We start from the raw sequence: 18,469 nt of genomic DNA, 5'->3' as shown, positions 1-18,469 counted from the left end.
AAACAAAAAAAAGGATAAAATGATCAAACAAAATATTGCAAAAAGGTATTTTTCAGGATTTGAAGACGCGCATGAAACATATAATGCCATTTCAGAAGCAAGTGACGGTAATATCTATTATGTGCTGTGTTCCCAAAAACACGATGTGGCGGCACAGCTGCACAAATACAATCCCACTACTGACCAAACTGAATTCATTGCTGATTTATCGGATGTTTTAGGAGAGACTACACAAAATTATATCTCACAGGGCAAAAGCCACACCGAGTTTTATGAGGCTGACGGGAAATTATACTTTGCCTCCCATGTGGGATATTATGAAATGATTGACGGAGCACAACAGCTTCCCGTGAATGCTCCGGAAGGGTATAAATTATATCCGGGCGGGCATTTCCTCTCTTATGATTTAAAAACAAAAGAGATAAAAGACTTGGCGTTGGTCCCGGATGAAGGAGTCCTGGCGATGACGATGGACAAGCAGAGAATGCGTCTTTATGGTATAACCTGGCCCTCCGGGTATTTTTATGACTATGATATTAAAGATGATAAGCTGAAAAACGCAGGATTGATCAGCGGGTTAGGGGAAAGAGGAAAAAGAGGGGAAGATTACAGGGTGTTGTGCCGCTCTTTATTGGTGGATCCTACGACCGGATATGTATATTACTCAACCTCTGAAGGAGATATTTATTATTATGACCCATCCTCGTCGGTGATAGAAAAGTTAGAAGACGTCAACCTCCGCCTCGATTATTTTGGGACGTATGATCCCAAGGATGCGGGAAGCATGGGGTATAACTGGAGAAAAATACAATGGTATGGGCCGGAGAACAAAGCCTATGGAGTACATGGGAATTCAGGCTACCTCTTCTCTTTCGATCCTCAGAACCGGAAAATTGAAATTGTCGATCGCATCACTTCCGAACCTTCAAAGAAAAGCGGGATGTTTGATCAATTCAGTTATGGCTATTTGGGTTTTAAGATCAAGGATGGGGTTATCCATTATCTTACCGGCGCACCAATATATGAAGATGGAAAAAGAGTAGTTGGCTTGGATAAGGTAAACATGGGCAAACCCAAAGGATTGGAACATTTACACCTTGTGACATACAACATTCCGGAGAGAAAATATGAAGATCACGGTCCCGTTTTTTATGAAGACGGAAGCTTCCCCACGTATGTGAATTCAATTGCGTTAGGGAATAACAATAACGTCTATACGGTAGCCAGATTTATCCATAAAGGATTGGAAGTTGATGATTTGGTTAAAATTGAATTAGCAGAATAACATATACTCAAAAATATATAAAAGTGAACTAATAATAAAGATATGAGAAAAATTATTTTTGTTCCTATTGCGCTGTTACTCCCCCTTTTTGTGGGATGCAACAACAGTCAAACCAACACTACCGACAAGAAGATGGTAAATCAATCTGTCAGTCAAGATCATCTGGTTGCAAAAAGATACTTTTCGGGATTTGATGACGCACATGATACCTACAATGCGATATCCAAAGCAAGCGACGGTAAGATTTACTATGTATTGTCATCCACAAGGCATGACGTTGGCGGGCAATTTTATCGCTACGATCCAGTCTCAGACAAAACAGAATTTTTACTTGATTTATCGGATGCGTTAGGTGAAAAACAACAAAAATATATCGCCCAGGGTAAAAGCCATGTGGAATTCTATGAGAAAGACAATAAATTGTATTTTGCCACTCACCTGGGGTACTATCAAATGATCGACGGAGCGGAAAATGTACCTACTGTAGCCCCGGAAGGTTACCAATTGTATCCCGGGGGACATTTCGTATCTTATGATTTAAACACAAAAGAACTGAAGAGCCTCTCCATTGCCCCCGAGGGTGAAGGTATTATTACCATGGTGATGGACCAAGAACGGGATCAGTTATACGGATTGACATGGCCAAAAGGATTGTTCATCCACCATGACTTGAAAACCGGCACACTCCGGAATTTAGGACCAGTATCAAAAGCCGGAGAGACACAATTGGGCACAGACAATTTCAGGGTAATCTGCCGTTCCATGTTTGTGGATCCCCGTGATGGAAATGTGTATTATTCCACGGGGGACGGAGATATATACCATTACAACCCTTCTTTGGCGGCTCCGGAAAAACTCGAAGGCGTGGATTTGCGGATCGATTACTTTGGCTCATATGCCCCCAACGATGCGGGAAGCATGGGTTATAACTGGAGAAAGATATATTGGTATGAACCGGAAAACAAAGCCTATGGAGTGCATGGTAATTCCGGTTACCTGTTTACATTTGACCCGAAAGAAAAGAAAATTGAGATAATTGATCGTATTACTTCGGAACCTTCAAAAAAAAGTGGGATGTTTGACCAATTCAGCTATGGATATCTTGGATTCATGATTGACAAAAATGGGGTAATCCATTATTTAACAGGGGCTCCTATTTACCAAGATGGGAAAAGAGTTACGGGACTTGATAAAATTAACATGGGTGCGGCAAAAGGGTTGGAAAACCTCCATCTCGTGACGTACGACATCCCGAAAAAAGAATACAGGGATCTTGGCCCGGTATTTTATGAAGATGAGGCTATCCCTACCTATGTAAATTCTATCGCTCTGGACGATGCCGGAAACGTATATACCTTAGCCCGTTTTATGCATAACGGGAAAGAGGTAGAAGACTTGATCAAAATAGAATTACCTTGAAAAGTAATCAGAGTACACCCGTCCGGATGTGATCCGAGAAGGGAAAGGGGAAGAGGAGGACCAATGACACGACGTGAAATGTTACAGGTTTCGGGGACAGCAATTGCTGCCGGATTGAGCGGATTTTCATCTTACGCCTCTCCAAAAAATCAGACGGACAGAGAGGCGCATAAAGTGAAAAGTCCTTTCCGGATCAGCCTGAATACTTCTACCATTCGCGGGTATAAGCTTCCGGTTGAACAGCAAATAGAGGTATGCGCTGAAGCTGGTTTCGACGGAATTGAATTATGGGTAAGCGATGTAGAATCATATATCAAACAAGGGGGAACACCGGAAGCATTGAACCGACAAATCAAACAACATGGATTGGTACTGGAGAATATGATTGCTTTTTCTACCTGGATTGCGGACGATCCCGCGCTTCGAACCGAAGGTATCCGGAAGATACGCCAGGATATGGAATTGACCGCACGCTTGGGTGGATACTGTATTGCTGCTCCTATACAGGGTGTTTCAGGAATCGAAAGGGAAAAGTTTTCTGACTATTTCAGCCGCTACCACACTATTTTGGAAGAAGGGGACAAAACCGGGGTAACACCCCTTATCGAACTTTGGGGATCCGGTGCGCTCAACCAACTTTCAGATATCGCGGCCATCACGATCGGCTCAGTTCATCCCAAAGCAGCCATGTTGCTGGATTTTTATCATCTCTACAGGGGAGGCAACTCATTTGATTCCTTATGGCAAATAAACGGCAAATCCATGCCGATATTCCATATCAATGATTATCCGGGTTCTATCCCCCGCGAAACATTAAAAGATTCAGACCGCCTGTTCCCCGGAGAGGGAGTTTGCCCGTTCAATAAAGTGCTCTCTCTTTTATTCCAAACGGGTTTCAGGGGGGCACTCTCAATAGAACTCTTTAATCGCACGTATTGGGATACGATGAATGTGAAAGAAGTATTGAAAAAGAGTTACAGATCAACATTGGCTGTCATTAATAATAGTTTATTGATTGATGACTGATTTTTGCCAACTTCTTTCATATCCTGACTCAATGAAAAAAAATCAATCATAGACAAAATTTCATCCCTTTCTTATTTAACAAAATATACATCCTATTAATTATGAATCAAGATTGTTCTATAAAAATTTTTGCTTTGACAGTACTTCTGTTGACATCGGCAATTGTTCACGCGCAAGAAGCAGCTCCCCAATCGGATAAAAAAACGACAGTGGTTCCCGAAGAGATATGGGAGCCCCAGCCGAAAGAAGTGACCCCAGGAAGAGTCGTTAGCGATGAGCAAACACAGGCCCCATCAGATGCCGAAATCTTATTTGATGGGAAAGATCTATCGCAATGGGAAAGTGTCAACGGAGGAGAGGCCAGATGGCCTGTCACCGACGGAGTCATGACTGTTGACAAGAAGCTCGGGAATATCCGCACGAAAAAGACGTTTCGGGACTTTCAGTTGCATATCGAGTGGAGAATTCCCACAGACGTTCAAGATGGCACCCATAGCCAGCATCGGGGTAATAGTGGTATTTTTCTGCAAGGAAAATATGAAATCCAGATACTGGACAGTTATCATCACACCACCTATATCGACGGACAGGCAGGAAGTATTTACAAACAGTTTCCACCTTTGGTGAATGCCATGAACCCTCCTGGAGAATGGAATGTGTATGATATTATCTATGTCGCCCCGACGTTTACCGAAGACGGGGATTACCAGACTTATCCCACTGTTACCGTTCTTCATAATGGCGTGTTAATTCAAAACCATAGCATCCTTCGCGGAAAGGGCGTACATGGCGACGGGCCGATTATTTTACAGGCGCATCGCGACAAAACAACTTCTGAGGTGAGTTTTAGAAATATTTGGATTAGAGCATTATAAACGGATATCTCCCGTGGTTAGGATGCTGTAAAATAAAAGATTGACCAACGTGTTCATCATAGAAGTAGTATCACTTAAAAAAATGACGAAAAAATGACTATTAACAGAAGAGACTTTATCAAATCATCGTCCGTATTAGCTGCAGGAATGGCAGTTCCAGGATTCGCGAAAGCATCCATCGGCCGGGTATCGGCTAATGATACCATCAATGTGGCACTGATAGGTTGCAGAAGAGGTTGGAGTGATTTATTGAAATTTTTTTCGCATAAAGAAGTGCGTTGTGTCGCATTGTGCGATGTCAAACAGGATGTTTTGGCGCAACGGTCGGCAAATATTGCAGCATCTTATGGGAAAAAACCGGATCTTTACACCGATTATCGCAGAGTACTCGACAGAAAGGATATCGATGTCGTAATTATTGGGACACCGGACCATTGGCATTGCCTCCAATTTGCCGATGCTTGCAAAGCCGGGAAAGATATTTATATCGAGAAGCCGATTGCCAATAGTATTGCCGAATGCGAAGCAATGGTCGATGTAGCCCATAAACACAATGATGTGATCATCCAAGTAGGACAACAGCAACGCAGCGACAAACTCTGGATTGAGACAATCGATTATGTGAGATCGGGAAAACTGGGCCGTATCGGCAGAGTACACGCGTGGGCTAATTTCAATTATGGTGCCATGGCACCTCCTGTTCCTGATTCACCTGCCCCTGAAACCCTTGATTATGATATGTGGTTAGGGCCGGCACCAGCGTTACCTTTCAACGAACGCCGTTTTCGTTGGCGGATGTTTTGGGACTACGGGGGTGGGCTGATGACCGACTGGGGTGTTCATTTACTGGATATGGGATTGTGGGGAATGGATGTTAAAACCTTGCCTTTGAAAACCTTTGCTTCCGGAGGGAAGTTTCTGCATCCGGAAGGAGCCCATGAAACCTTCGACACAATGAATATTACATACCAATTCAAGGATTTTATGATGACTTGGGAAAATAACGGGGGAGTAGAAACAGGCCCATACGGTAAAAATTACGGCGTGCTGTTTCGCGGCACCAACGGAACGTTAGTAGCCGATCGCCTTAGCTGGGCAATATATCCCGAAGGAGAGAAAATACCGGCTATAGAGATTAAGTCCGACAATCAGGATCTTCAGAATCATGTTGATAATTTTCTGGAATGTGTCAAAACCCGTAATCGAAATACTGCCTGCACCATAGAGAATGGCAGCCTTTGCGCCAAATACGCTCATTTAGGAAATATTGGAGCCCGCATGGGTGGCACCGCTTTGATCTATGATGAACAAGCAAGAACGTTCAATACCCCTGAAGCGGATAAATACCTGAAACCGGCTTATCGGAAACCTTGGGAATTTCCGAAATCTTGATGCGTATAGTGAAAGTTGATCTGAAAATTAGTTATAGATGAAACGAAGAGGGTTTTTAAAAAATACAGTTATGACAGGCGTATCGTTGACGATTTTGCCAAGTTATGCCATATCAGGATTAGGCCACGTCGCTCCAAGTGATAAACTTAATATAGCAGGAATTGGTATTGGGGGTAAAGGAAAAGAAAACCTGAGGAATATGGTTGGTCAAAAATATTGTTGCTCTATGTGATTGTGATGATAGTTACGCCAAGAATGTCTTCGAATCTTATCCAAATGCTTCCCGATATAGAGATTTTAGAATAATGCTTGATAAGCAAAAAGATATTGATGCTGTCGTAATTGCCACGCCTGATCATACGCATGCTGTGACTGCTGCTGCGGCAATGGAATCTGGGAAACATGTCTATCTTCAAAAACCTCTGACACATTCTGTTTGGGAATCAAGGTTTCTCACGCGGCTGGCAAAAAAAACAGGAGTAACAACCCAAATGGGGAACGAGGGCCACTCTTCTGATACGGTGTACGAGGTGACAGAAGTAGTACAGAGTGGTTGTTTGGGTGCTGTCCGAGAGGTACATGTATGGACAAACAGGCCAATCTGGAGACAAGGAATGCCAAGACCGCTCATAAAGGTTCCCGTCCCGGATTTAGACTGGGACTTATTCATTGGTCCTGCGCCTATGCGCGATTACAATCCTGAATACCATCCATGGATTTGGAGAGGATGGTGGGACTTTGGTACTGGTGCTCTAGGCGATATGGGATGTCATCTGTTAGATGTGCCTTATTACGCTTTAAAACTGGGGCAGCCTGTCGCATTCCAAGCAGCATCATCCCTAGTTAACACACAAAGTGCTCCTGTATCGGCAAAAGTTAGTTATAAATTTCCTGCCAGAGATAACTTACCTTACTGTGAACTCCCCGAAGTAGAATTGACTTGGTATGACGGAGGATTGATGCCATCTCGTCCCTATGATCTTCCTGAAGATGCCCCCATGAATCCCGGTGGAGGATTTATGCTTATGGGTTCTGAAGCCACACTCATCGCGGAGGATTATGGTAAAAATTGGAAGGCATATAAAAACGGTTCCATTTTTATTCCTGAAACCAAAGTGAATTTGAACAGGATCCCTGATAGTCCATTAGGAGGTGGCAGACATGAAATACATTTTATTGATTGCTGCAAAAATGGAGGAAAAGCATCCTCTGATTTCAACTTTGCAGGTCCTTTCAACGAGATAGTTGTGATGGGGAATCTGGCGATAAGATTACAATCACTACGGAAAACACTTCTGTGGGACAGCGAAAAGATGAAAGTAACCAATATTTCTCCAAACGAAGAACTCACCACCGCTGAATTAACTCCTTTCTCTAGTGATATTGTTACCAGAAGTGTGGAACGGCAATCTCAAAAATGGGCGAAATGGAATGCACTCAATATGTGCGAACAGTGGATCAAACACGATTACCGTTCCGGATGGGGTATTTAGATACATAATGCAGTGTCTCATGAAAGATCATTCGTAAGTACCCGTTAATCTGCCCTATCAATAACTTTGCTTCGCCTCAATATTTCAATCACTTCCCTTTCGGGTAGATCAAACGCTAAATATCTCCTGTTGTCGATTGGTAATATTTGCACAGAGCCTGATCTCGTATGATCATCCTCTGCCGTCATCTCGCGATTATATACTTTCATGGCCTTGCCGGAGATAGGTATTTCAAGTTGACCAGCACCATTTTTATGCCAATAAACCACCCATGTTTTGCTGTCCCTGATAAACAGGAAAGCACTAACGTCGGGGTCGCCACTGGCGAAATCAGGAACTTTTTTGTAGGGTAGCAACTCGTGGTTACCATCAATTTTCAATAAAATATGTTCCTGATACGGATCTTTTAGCATCTCTTTTTGTTCATCCGTGAAAAGGTTCGCCATTCTTGCTTCTTCCCATTTTTTAATGACTGCCAGATTGTCTTCTGTCCGGGGATGATTGATCAGTTCATCAGGAGAAGTCACAACTAACGAGATGGGAGAATCCCATGCTGCGCCCCTGCTGCATACAAACTCATACATGTCCGGCTGGTAACCATCAGAGGAGGGCGTGGGAGCCTGGTATATATTCCAACCGAAGTTAACTGAAGTGAAGTTCTCTGCCATGTATTGGGCACCATTCATCATGTATTTTCTCACCCCGTCCCTGAATACCTCGGGCTTAAACGTGTCGTACGCATTTGCCCGGGTAAGAATGTGCCAACTAAAGTGTGTCTTTAGTGCTCCCTCCGAGAGCAGAGGCTTTGTAATGGGTGCGTTATATATATCTAATTGGGCTTTGGCTCCATAGTACCAATACGGTGGATGCACGTCTTCGCCGCCATCAAAGTAGAGAAACTCGAACCCCGCTTCGTCTATTATATTCCCCAAACGTTCGGTAACTTCATCTTGAATGGTTGTACGTTGGTCGAATCTCACATAGCGAGGAGAAGTATCCACGTCTAAGAGTCCAAACTTGATACCCCCATCGGCTCTTTGAGGTTCCGTCTTCAATCGTCCCCTTTTACATCCTGTGAACTTGTAAGGACGGGTAGTTGTATAGCTTTCGTATTCGATGAGCTCGCGATTGATTTTTAAAATTCTTCGCCCGTTCTCCATCGCGCTGTTACGCGGATTTTCCTCGACTTCAATTTCAGTGGCATTTTCATCAATAGATCGAGCCAGCGTAAATATTCTCGACAAGTTTAATCTCGGGTCGGGCACGGGAAGCAAGTACGGGTCATTCCAAGTTGCTTTATTATAATGAATGTGGAAACCAGGAATCATTTTTGCTGCTCTTATTTTACCGGAGATTTCCTTCAAATCGGCCATGCCGTTTGGGTACTCTTTTCTCCAAGGGAAATGCCCCAACGAACTCGCGAAATCACTCCAATAGATAACGATCATTTTAAAACCACCTTTTTTAGCGTACTCGATGTGTTGATCAATATTATTGATTGTCAAACCTCGCATCTCATAATAAGAATAGCCATAGGCTTCGGATCGCCTGCTTTCAACTCCCCGGGGAAGACCATAGTCCTTTTCAAATACTGCCAAATAATCCAAGAGCTTATTTTTACTTGTAGTTATCAACGCCGCTCCCACGTCCAACAATTTCACTTCGTTCTCCATTCCGGCCGTCAACAAAAAATGATCGCCTCTATCCTCGCTGTCAATTTTTGTATACAGACTGGTGCCTATTACATTAACTGCAATAGTCTCGTCCCACACGACGTTTAACCACTCCCCAAAAGTATCTCTTTTTTTTACAGGCAATTGAAGGATAGTAAATTCATCAATTTCGGTTACCCTTTTCCACTGGGATATTTCTTCGAGGGAATAATCAAGTTGAATTAGATTAAAACCGATATAGTAGGGGGTAATATTCAGTGTGATAATGGCTGTATATGCTATCCTGTCAAAATCAACAAATAAGGTGTCTCCCTTTCGCACGACCTTACTTGCAGGATAAGTAGTTGACTTAGCCACATATGTCAACATGTTCTCAGGGTCATAAGGCCGATATTCTGTCAAGGCGAAAACGGGAGCATTCGATCCTACAATCAGGCACTCTTCTCCGGAAGGTTTATGAATCAAGCTGTGTGCTCTCGCATCCTGTGTGAGGACTAACCGAATTTCATCATTTTCAATCACGATACCGTCTTCATCGGGTACCGCCATGAGTTTCAATAATGAAATAATGCCACATAGCACAAATAAGATAAAATGTTTCATAACGGTCATAACGGTTCTTCTTTTGATTTGTCGGGCTTTGGATAGCTCTTCAAAGTCTCTGCCCAGTCGTCAGCAACAGGGCAGCATGGAAACTGATGCCCCCTGAGCCATGTCCCTGCGATAGAATAATGAACGGGGTTATTTAACTCACAATTAATAATCACTTGATGCTCGTTGGGCAGGGACACCATTTTGATAAATTTATTTACCGGAAATAGTATTCCCATTCCTATCCATCCAATTTCAGGCTCCTGAAAACCCCATGATCCCATGACCCCGGCGTCTTTATCAAAGAAGAAATCTTCCTCGGGTAATCTCGTCAACCCGATACCCAGTTCTATCTTATCGTTGTAATCGCCTCCTTCCACGACTACTTCAATAGGAGAATCGGATCTGCCGGCCATTGCCGCGGGCCGTATCTTCACGGTATGGGGGTTCGATGGGTCACCCACGTTCTCAATGGCAAACTCCAGCAATACTTTCTCGTGGCTTTCTTCTATTATTTTACCGGAAAAATCCATATTGTTCCCTTCCTTGGCAGTGCTTCTTATGGGGAAAGCTTGCCCGTTTACATAGAGCGTCAAACCGCCGATACCGCTGGACGCCCCCACATGCAGGATATCCATGCCCCATTTATTCTGATCGAGATGGTAGCTCTTACCCTCCTTTATATTGGGATAAATCAAGGTATCCATTCTTTTCCCGAACAAGTCAAAATGGCCGTCATAAAACCGGAATGCAGCTTGTTCTGACTCCCATCCCCAGTTTGGAGGAAGCCAATCATTACTCCAGGCGACCATGGGTCTGTCTTCTTCTTTTCGGAGCCGTTGAATCCATTTATCATAATCCTCGGGAGGATTATCCGTGTTAAAGAATTCGTTTACCAATCGTGCCATTTCGAGGGTATCACCCTTACCTCGTGCCACGTTAAACCGTTTCCAGAAATTGGTGTTTTCTTCCCCGTCCTTCTTGAGATTGAAGATGGCTCGGTCTTGCACCAGGGTCAAGTAATACAAAATTGACTCGTCGCTCGTTAACAAGCGTATGGCTAACTCGTTCGAATACCCTTGTCCTTGGAATTTGTTTTCAATAAATACCCAGACTGAATCCTTTTCATACGCTATAGTGCTATTTTTCATGACCGAAAACAAGGATTGGATCAAATAATACTTCCTTTCAGGTTCCTCCCGCAATACGGGAGCACGTGCATTATTAAGATCATTAAAATTCCAGCCAACGTCCCAGATCCCCGTGATATCTAAATCATACCAATCATCCGTCTGCCTGTCTCCATCCAGGTCAATTTCCACTCGATCCATCACGCCATCGTTATCGATGTCTTTCCACGTGTAAACCATATCTGTTTGCAGATCACCGTTATAATCTACGTTGATCCACATTCTATTGCTGTTCTTGATATGAATCCTGTGATCCGCTGGATTAAAGTAAAACTCGTTAGCTCCGGCAGGATGTAACACCAATTCGTAGCGTTTATTAAAAGGTCCGCAATCGGGGCCTCCTACTTGAGGCATGTGATATCCCGGCTCTTTTACTCCTACCGATATAATTCCCTCCCATCTCTCTATCTTATCTCCAGGCCTGTCCCACGCAGTGTTCAGGTCGTTTTCATCCCAAGTCATCAGTACGCGTGCCCATTGAATGGATTTCAAATTTTCCCTGGCCGCTGATCTTTTCACCACTTGTCCGGTTGGAAACCCTCTTAATTTAAAAGACTCAGTTTGATCTTCACCGAGACGTAACGTGAATGCACTCTCTCTTCCACTTTTCTCATTCCAACCTGGAGCACAAGCTGTTATCCCAACATCAAAATTTCGAAATTCTCCCTTGATGGGATTCACGTTAAAACTCCATCTAAGGAATCGCATGATATCACCCTCACCTTCAATCCGGACTACTTCTTCCGTAACACCATCGTTATCAGAATCATAAAAAAGGAAAGGGTTTTCCCAAAATGGCACCCATTGTTTTTTCTCCCGATCAAAATACATGGAGATCAAGCTCTCATTCCCGCCAAAGTGCGTATGGCTTTGGCAGGGAATCTGATAATAAATATAATCGACATCGTAACCAAGGAGGTTATCATCCCCGTCATCTATGAGCCACCATGCCCGGAGCCCATTTCTTTGATCAACAAAGTACATTCCCATATGGTCAACATCTCCATCTTCATCAGTATCCTCGTAGCCGATCACCGCATCAACCAGGCCATCCGCATTCCAATCGGCCACCCAAAGATCTCCATGCTTATCTGGCTCCTTGCTGTATTCCAGGTTATTATTCTCGTCTATTACCCTTACCAGGATAGGGCGGTGGCGATCGTTATGGCGTGGATCTGTATCGATGAACCACACCTCGTCCGGTTTTCCATCGTTATCGGTATCCAAATAGTGACGTTTCCCCAACGTATCATTTTTCACCTTTTCCACTATCACGGAGTCAAGTACAACGGCATCCCCGAATACAGTTTCAAAGGCTTTTTGTTTTTCCACAGTGAAAGTACCCTGAGAGTACAAATTACCACAAAACAACAATATGACTATAAAAGCAGGGAACTTAAGACGAAAGGAAACAAACTTCATACGCTAGTTTATTAGAGTTTTATATTCTTCAATTCATAGACAATTATCTGTGCATTAACTATAATTCGTCGTCTTTGAGTATCAATTTATTCAGAACTAAAATTGTTTTTTTACGCTTACTATGGATTATACCCTCCCATCTAACTCCATTCATCATACAAATGAAGTTGAAATTAGAAAGAAAAATGTTTAATTTTGCGAAAAGGCTTCCTCTGAAAACGTTGTAATTATTTCCATTCTGCTTTATCCAACGTATCAAAGTATTTTGTGTCTTTCTATCCGTTGAGCTTATCTTCTTCTGAGGGTTATGATGATCTTCTATGGGTCATACTTTATCTGTCAAGGTACAAAAAACAGGCTGTAACGTTTTTTGAGGTTGAAAATTCGCAAATTAGCGATATCAATTAACGTTTGTTCTCTATTTTCATCTCAGATATTGGACTTTCGCTTTGCCATCAATTATGAATCAATATCATCCGATAATTATTTTTGATTTCTCGATACTTTTGTTGAAATCGCTAAATGTTGAATACGCATGGTTGGAACCACTTTATTTTATGATGAGCAAATAAGAAAGTTCGATATGCTTGAAGTGGATAAAGACTTTAAATCTGACTGTCTGAGGTCATGGCAATTTCCGAAATCCTGACATATGATGTAAGATAGGTTCAGATTTAAAAAATGATTGTGGATTTTCAGTAAACAACAATAATTTCTAATAAATAAGCAAAAAGACAATGAAAACAAAAAAAATAACCAGAAGATCATTCTTAACAACCGTATCGGCAGGTACGGTAGCAGCCGCTACAGCAGGGGTAACAACTTCGGATTTTACACCCGTTTTTGGAAATTCACGGGATACGGCAGGCTCACTCGCACTTCTCGGCGGTACTCCCGTTCGGGGTAATAAAAAATGGCAAAACTGGCCGCAATGGGATGCTGAAAAGTTCAACCCAAAAATGAGCGAAGTGATGGGCAACCGAGTCTGGTCACGCAGCCGGAATGTGACAGAATTTGAAAAAAAATGGGCAGAAATGCACGGTTCGAAGCACTGCCTCTCTACGGTCAACGGTACCAATGCGTTGAGTGCCGCCTGGATGCAATCTAATATTGGTCCCGGTGACGAAGTAATTTGTTCCCCTTACACGTTCAGTGCTTCAATTTTTGGGATCCTTTACAAAGGCGCCATGCCGGTATGGGCGGATATTGATCCGGAGACCTTTCAAATAAATACCGAACAAATCAAGAAGAAGATCACTCCGCGCACCAAGGGTATCCTGCCAGTCCACATCTGCGGATATCCTTCTGATATGCCCACCATTATGAAGATTGCTAAGGAACATAACCTCTTCGTCGTGGAAGACGCTTGCCAGGCTCACCTCGCGGAAATTGGCGGAAAGAAAGTCGGAACTTTCGGCAATGCCGGTTGCTTCAGCTTCCAGGCATCGAAAAACCTGCCCATTGGTGAAGGTGGCGGGATTCTGACTGACGATACCGAATATTATGACCGGCTATACTCGTACCACAATTTCGGTTACGCGTCAGGTTCTGTGTCCGGACAGATCAGTTCCATTTCAGCGCTCATTTTGGCAAACAAGATACGCATGGCCGAGTATCAAGCGGTTATAGGATTATGCCAGATGGAAAAACTCGAAGAGCAACATAAAATAAGAAACGAGAATGGGGCATACTTGAATGAAAAGCTCTCCGCATACCCTGGTATCACACCGGTCAAATTACACAAAGGGGCAACCGCCGCATCCTATTACATTTATGCGATGGTTTATAATCAGGACAAGTTCGGAGGGCTTCCCCGTAAACGATTCATTGAGGCGCTCAATGCAGAAGGGGTTCCTGTGGGCACCGGTTATCCGAACGATCCGCTCTACGCTCAACCGATGCTCCATGAAGTGTTTAAATCAGACATTTATAAAAAATTTTACACGGCAGACGAGCTGGATTTTGAAAAATATAAACAAAAAAATCACTGTCCTGAATTGATTGAGACTTTTAACTCAGCCCTCTGGATCTGGCATGGAGGACTGATGCTCGGATCAAAATCCGACATGGACGATATTATCAACGCGGTGGATAAAATCCACAACAACGTTGCAAAACTCAAATAAACCTAAATTCTTTCTATTTTGGCTTTTCTGTATTGTGTGAATTTTTCTTGCACAATCATCTTTGATAATCAGCTAACAAAAATCTCTCAAATAGATTTATCAGTAAGAAATGAATATCTTTATAGATTGTCAATCAATTTGAAGTATTTCAGTTTAAAATACAGACAATGAGATGAAATCAAAAAATATATCTCGAAGATCGTTTTTATCAATCATCACTGCGGGAACGGCTATTGCAGCCACTGCAAATACCATCCAAACTGTGGAGGAAAATGCGTCCTTGCATATAGACATGAAACCTGAAAAATTATCCAGAGAGTTGATGATCGGCGTATTTGACGTAGATGCAACACCGCCCATCGGCAGTCTGCTGACATATGATCGGATGAGCAATTCATCTGATGTAGGCCTGCGGGCAAAAGGAGTTGTATTAATAGGAGTGGGAACGCCAATAGTGCTATGTGCCATTGACTGGATAGGAATCTCTAACGAATCACAAGAGGTATTTAAACAATCTTTGGCCATTGCGGCCGGAACAACGCCGGAACGGGTAGCAGTGCATACCGTTCACCAACATGATGCGCCTATCTGTGATTTTACGGCAGAGAGATTATTAAAAGAAAAAAATATTCCCACAGGGTGCTTTGACGGTTCCTTTGCAAGGGTACTCATAAGAAATATCCAGAATACAATCAGCAATACCGTCAAAGATTTGCAGCCTGTCAGCTACATAGGTCTGGGTAAGGCTCCGGTTTATGAGGTTGCCTCAAACCGGAGAATAGACAGGGTGGATGGTAAAATAAGGACAATGCGGGGTTCTTCTTGTAAAGACCCTCTGCTGAGAGGTAAACCTGAAGGGCTGATCGATCCGGATGTCTCACTAATTAGTTTCTGGAACAGGGATAAACCGTTGGCCGTTTTGAGTTTTTATGCCACCCATCCACAAAGCTATTACCGTACAGGAATTGCAAACCCCGATTTCCCCGGAATTGCCCGATACATGCGTCAGTTGGCCGTTCCTGATGCATTACATATCCACTTTAACGGTGCGGGAGGAAATATTGCCGCAGGTAAATACAACGACGGTAGCCATGAAAATCGTCTTGCATTGGCTCAAAGAATGGCTGACGGAATGGAACGCGCCTGGGGTAACACAAAAAAATATCGTATTTCCGCAGAGAATGTCAAGTGGACAACGGAGCCTCTTCTATTACCGGCAAACCCTGCTACAGCCGAAATCGAACAAAAAATGAAGGCAAGTGACGGCACTTACCTGGCAAACAATATGGGGCGATTAGGATGGTACAAACGCAGAATGGAAGGGAAAGCCATTGACATTGGCTGCCTTACTGTTAATAAAGCGCAAATATTCTTTATGCCTGGGGAATTATTCGTGGAATATCAATTGGCCGCAAAAGCAATGGCTCCTGATAAATTTGTGGCAATGGCTGCTTATGGAGATTACGGTCCGTTTTATATCGGCACAAAAAAGGCTTATCGTGAAGGGGGGTATGAAATATTATCGAGCCCTGTGACTGAGGATTCTGAAATGATTATTTTAAATGCAATCCAATCCATTAATGATAAACTAAAAAGGTCATAAAATGAAAACACTCCGCATTATCCAGCATCCATGTACACATAGGTTCCACGATTCTGGCGACTTACGAGAGAGAATTTTCACAAAACGGGTTATAATTTCATTTCCCAACCTTTTTGATATTTCCGGCTCCACAGTTTGCTGGCTGCACGGTTATTGATAATGTGGGCGTTGATGGGATTTGTCTCGAATGTAGTTCTTGTGCGTTGGGCTATATTCCCTAAATGTGCCAGGGTTGTGCTGATACATCCTACGTTAATATCGGCATTAAGCGTAGACCCTTTTCTGATGCCGTCCAAAAAGTTGGAAAAATGGAACGAGTCTAATTGCTGGGTGGGATTTGTAGTATCCCCGGCCTTAAAACTCATTTCACTGGTTACCTCTTTTACAAGCTTGTTCTTCAGATCATACACCTTGTAAGCATTTCCTCCTCCGATCACCAGGGTGCCGGATTCGCCGTAGAATGCGCAGCCTACCGAAGAGTCTTCAATATTTCGACCGTTGCAACTCCGGCCTTCCCATGTGATCAGCTTGTTGCCTCCAAATTCGAGGTTCACGATCTGTGTATCTGGAAATTCCCAGTCATCACTATAAAGGTATCTGCCTCCTGAAGAATCAACATGGGTAGGATAGGTCAAGTCCATTCCCCAACGGAGAATATCAAGAAAATGCACACCATTGTTTCCTGCTTCACCGGTACCCCAATTGTAGAACCAATGCCAGTTATAGTGGAGATAGTTGTCCTTGTAGCTGGTTACCCTTGGTGCCGGGCCCTGCCACAGTTCCCAGTCGAGCCAATCGGGCACGGCTGTAACGTTTCCGGTACCGATCGAAGGCCTGTTGTTTACATACCATGCTTTTCCGAAATAGACCTTTCCGATGATACCTTCCTTCACTTCCTGAACGGCTTTTATTACATTGGGCCAGGATCTTCGCTGCATGCCTGTTGCCGTCACCACGTTATACTTTTTAACCGCTTGTAAAAGGATCTCATCTTCAGCAGGATTATGACTTGTGGGTTTCTCCAGGTAGACGTTTTTTCCGGCCTTCATCGCCATCAAAGCAGCCGGGGCGTGCCAGTGTTCAGGCGTTGCTATGATTACAGCATCAAGATCCTTGCGTTCAAGCAATTTTCTTAAATCCTTCTCTCCCTGTGGGGTATTGCCTGCAATTTTTTTCACATTGGCAATACATTTTTCCATGGCCCGTTTATCCACATCACAAACATAAGCAATCTCACATCCTCTCTCCCGGGCAAATCCTCCTGCCAGGGCATTTCCTCGTGAGTTTACACCTATGGCACCCATCTTTATCTTTTCGTTGGAACCGACGATGTTTTGATAGCTCTTTGCACTAAATCCAGGCAAGACACCACCCACAGATACTGCTGCAGTGCCAATTGCCACGTTTTTGATAAATTCTCTTCTTGTAGTCATAGTATTTTTTATGAATATCAATAAAGTACAAATTTAAAGAATTAATTCCGGCAACTTTTTCGATTAACGTTTTATTGTCATCAAAAAACGCAGCTGATTTGTAAAAGAAAAAATATTGATAATAAGATTTTTGTTTTGTGGACGTTATTTTTATACCGGAGATAGAGCTGCATTCTGTGATCACCAATCTACTGGTAACAATTTTATTTATACCTTAGCCGTAGGAAAGAAGTTTTTTTGTTGTCTAACATACCAATGAATTGCAAACAGCGCTGAATGTCGGACGAACAACTAATAAATGATATTATTTCTGGCAACCATGCTGCCTTTAAAAGCCTGATGGAGAAGTACCAGCAACAGGTATTCCGCACCGTCATGGGTTTTGTCCACACGAAAGAAGACGCGGAAGAGGTCACCCAGGATGTCTTTATCAGGATATACCAATCGCTTTCCACCTTTCAGCACAACGCAGAATTCTCTACGTGGCTCTACAGGATTACCGTCAACGCGAGCCTCAACGCTCTCCGTAGCAACAGAAAAAACAGACTGCTGCAATCCCTGGAAACCATCTTCTCACTCCGTAGCGAAGAAAAGACTCCGCTGGAAGAACTGGAATATGCGGAACGAAATAAACGCATCGGAGAGGCGATAGACTCCCTTCCGGAAAAACAGCGGACAGCCTTTATTCTTAGCCGTTATGAGGAGCTGCCACAGAAAAAAATTGCAGCGGTGATGAACCGTTCGGAGGGAGCGATAGAGCAGCTACTGCAAAGAGCGAAGGAGAATCTGAAAAAAAAACTGAGTATCCCGTAGGAAAACGGCAGAGTGATTGTCTAATTATTTTAGGAGTGAATAAAAAATAAAACGGGCAAGTTTATTCAGTCACGCATGTGAATCATGAATAAATTAAGCAGTCGAAAACAAACAAAGACAATCGGTCG

The 18,469-nt window shown here is 43.2% G+C and carries 13 protein-coding genes; 10 read left to right on the top strand and 3 right to left on the bottom strand.

Annotation, left to right across the window (positions count from 1 at the left end):
- The first annotated feature begins 19 nt into the window (after nt 1–19).
- From AC1HCU_RS15210 to AC1HCU_RS15180, 7 genes are all read left to right on the top strand, one after another.
- On the top strand, nt 20–1,285 hold the full coding sequence (locus AC1HCU_RS15210; RefSeq protein WP_480367391.1) for a hypothetical protein: 1,266 nt from the start codon (nt 20–22) through the stop codon (nt 1,283–1,285).
- 42 nt (nt 1,286–1,327) lie between these two features.
- Nucleotides 1,328–2,704 carry a hypothetical protein gene (locus AC1HCU_RS15205; protein ID WP_480367389.1) on the top strand — a complete coding sequence of 459 codons (1,377 nt, stop codon included), beginning with the start codon at nt 1,328–1,330 and terminating at the stop codon, nt 2,702–2,704.
- Between the two features lie 63 nt (nt 2,705–2,767).
- Nucleotides 2,768–3,730 carry a sugar phosphate isomerase/epimerase family protein gene (locus AC1HCU_RS15200; RefSeq protein ID WP_480367386.1) on the top strand — a complete coding sequence of 321 codons (963 nt, stop codon included), beginning with the start codon at nt 2,768–2,770 and terminating at the stop codon, nt 3,728–3,730.
- 101 nt (nt 3,731–3,831) lie between these two features.
- A complete protein-coding gene (locus AC1HCU_RS15195; RefSeq protein WP_480367383.1) occupies nt 3,832–4,605 on the top strand; it encodes a 3-keto-disaccharide hydrolase in 774 nt (257 codons plus the stop codon).
- 93 nt (nt 4,606–4,698) lie between these two features.
- Complete coding sequence (locus AC1HCU_RS15190) at nt 4,699–5,997, top strand: Gfo/Idh/MocA family oxidoreductase (protein WP_480367381.1); 1,299 nt, start codon at nt 4,699–4,701, stop codon at nt 5,995–5,997.
- A 37-nt stretch (nt 5,998–6,034) separates the two neighbouring features.
- Nucleotides 6,035–6,229 carry a hypothetical protein gene (locus AC1HCU_RS15185; RefSeq protein WP_480367379.1) on the top strand — a complete coding sequence of 65 codons (195 nt, stop codon included), beginning with the start codon at nt 6,035–6,037 and terminating at the stop codon, nt 6,227–6,229.
- Entirely contained in the window at nt 6,201–7,490 is a 1,290-nt protein-coding gene (locus tag AC1HCU_RS15180; protein WP_480367377.1) for a Gfo/Idh/MocA family protein, read from the top strand. The genes AC1HCU_RS15185 and AC1HCU_RS15180 overlap by 29 nt, the downstream gene beginning before the upstream one ends.
- A 44-nt stretch (nt 7,491–7,534) precedes the next feature.
- On the opposite strand, the gene AC1HCU_RS15175 is transcribed toward AC1HCU_RS15180, so the two are convergent.
- Together AC1HCU_RS15175 and AC1HCU_RS15170 are read right to left on the bottom strand one after the other, a co-directional pair.
- Nucleotides 7,535–9,775: a hypothetical protein gene (locus AC1HCU_RS15175; RefSeq protein WP_480367374.1), complete on the bottom strand. Its 2,241-nt coding sequence runs from the start codon at nt 9,773–9,775 to the stop codon at nt 7,535–7,537.
- Nucleotides 9,772–12,366 (bottom strand): DUF4861 family protein, encoded by a 2,595-nt coding sequence (locus AC1HCU_RS15170; protein WP_480367372.1) that lies wholly within the window; start codon nt 12,364–12,366, stop codon nt 9,772–9,774. Before AC1HCU_RS15170 ends, AC1HCU_RS15175 begins: the two co-directional genes overlap by 4 nt.
- 737 nt (nt 12,367–13,103) lie before the next feature.
- Between AC1HCU_RS15170 and AC1HCU_RS15165 the strand changes: the two genes are divergently transcribed.
- Both AC1HCU_RS15165 and AC1HCU_RS15160 read left to right on the top strand, forming a co-directional pair.
- A complete protein-coding gene (locus AC1HCU_RS15165) occupies nt 13,104–14,492 on the top strand; it encodes a DegT/DnrJ/EryC1/StrS family aminotransferase (protein ID WP_480367369.1) in 1,389 nt (462 codons plus the stop codon).
- Nucleotides 14,493–14,664: 172 nt separating this feature from the next.
- Nucleotides 14,665–16,095: a hypothetical protein gene (locus AC1HCU_RS15160; protein ID WP_480367367.1), complete on the top strand. Its 1,431-nt coding sequence runs from the start codon at nt 14,665–14,667 to the stop codon at nt 16,093–16,095.
- An 89-nt stretch (nt 16,096–16,184) separates the two neighbouring features.
- Here the strand turns inward: AC1HCU_RS15160 and AC1HCU_RS15155 are convergent, their stop codons facing one another.
- Nucleotides 16,185–17,528, bottom strand: a complete 1,344-nt coding sequence (locus AC1HCU_RS15155; RefSeq protein ID WP_480367364.1) for a Gfo/Idh/MocA family oxidoreductase — start codon at nt 17,526–17,528, stop codon at nt 16,185–16,187.
- Between the two features lie 276 nt (nt 17,529–17,804).
- On the opposite strand from AC1HCU_RS15155, the gene AC1HCU_RS15150 reads away from it, so the two are divergent.
- The gene (locus AC1HCU_RS15150; protein WP_480367362.1) at nt 17,805–18,341 is read left to right on the top strand and encodes an RNA polymerase sigma factor; all 537 of its coding nucleotides are present in this window, start codon (nt 17,805–17,807) and stop codon (nt 18,339–18,341) included.
- Nucleotides 18,342–18,469 lie beyond the last annotated feature (128 nt).

The sequence above is a fragment of the Proteiniphilum sp. LBM24028 genome, assembly GCF_056629195.1.
The sequence above is the reverse complement of the archived record's forward strand: the minus strand, read 5'-3'. Positions and strand labels throughout refer to the sequence as shown.

What these genes read in the sequence shown, in the direction of transcription:
- AC1HCU_RS15210 (WP_480367391.1), top strand. Translation starts at nt 20, where the DNA reads ATGATCAAACAAAATATTGCAAAAAGGTATTTTTCAGGATTTGAAGAC.
- AC1HCU_RS15155 (WP_480367364.1), bottom strand. Translation starts at nt 17,528, where the DNA reads ATGACTACAAGAAGAGAATTTATCAAAAACGTGGCAATTGGCACTGCA.
- AC1HCU_RS15205 (WP_480367389.1), top strand. Translation starts at nt 1,328, where the DNA reads ATGAGAAAAATTATTTTTGTTCCTATTGCGCTGTTACTCCCCCTTTTT.
- AC1HCU_RS15170 (WP_480367372.1), bottom strand. Translation starts at nt 12,366, where the DNA reads ATGAAGTTTGTTTCCTTTCGTCTTAAGTTCCCTGCTTTTATAGTCATA.
- AC1HCU_RS15185 (WP_480367379.1), top strand. Translation starts at nt 6,035, where the DNA reads ATGAAACGAAGAGGGTTTTTAAAAAATACAGTTATGACAGGCGTATCG.
- AC1HCU_RS15175 (WP_480367374.1), bottom strand. Translation starts at nt 9,775, where the DNA reads ATGACCGTTATGAAACATTTTATCTTATTTGTGCTATGTGGCATTATT.
- AC1HCU_RS15190 (WP_480367381.1), top strand. Translation starts at nt 4,699, where the DNA reads ATGACTATTAACAGAAGAGACTTTATCAAATCATCGTCCGTATTAGCT.
- AC1HCU_RS15160 (WP_480367367.1), top strand. Translation starts at nt 14,665, where the DNA reads ATGAAATCAAAAAATATATCTCGAAGATCGTTTTTATCAATCATCACT.
- AC1HCU_RS15150 (WP_480367362.1), top strand. Translation starts at nt 17,805, where the DNA reads ATGTCGGACGAACAACTAATAAATGATATTATTTCTGGCAACCATGCT.
- AC1HCU_RS15200 (WP_480367386.1), top strand. Translation starts at nt 2,768, where the DNA reads ATGACACGACGTGAAATGTTACAGGTTTCGGGGACAGCAATTGCTGCC.
- AC1HCU_RS15195 (WP_480367383.1), top strand. Translation starts at nt 3,832, where the DNA reads ATGAATCAAGATTGTTCTATAAAAATTTTTGCTTTGACAGTACTTCTG.
- AC1HCU_RS15165 (WP_480367369.1), top strand. Translation starts at nt 13,104, where the DNA reads ATGAAAACAAAAAAAATAACCAGAAGATCATTCTTAACAACCGTATCG.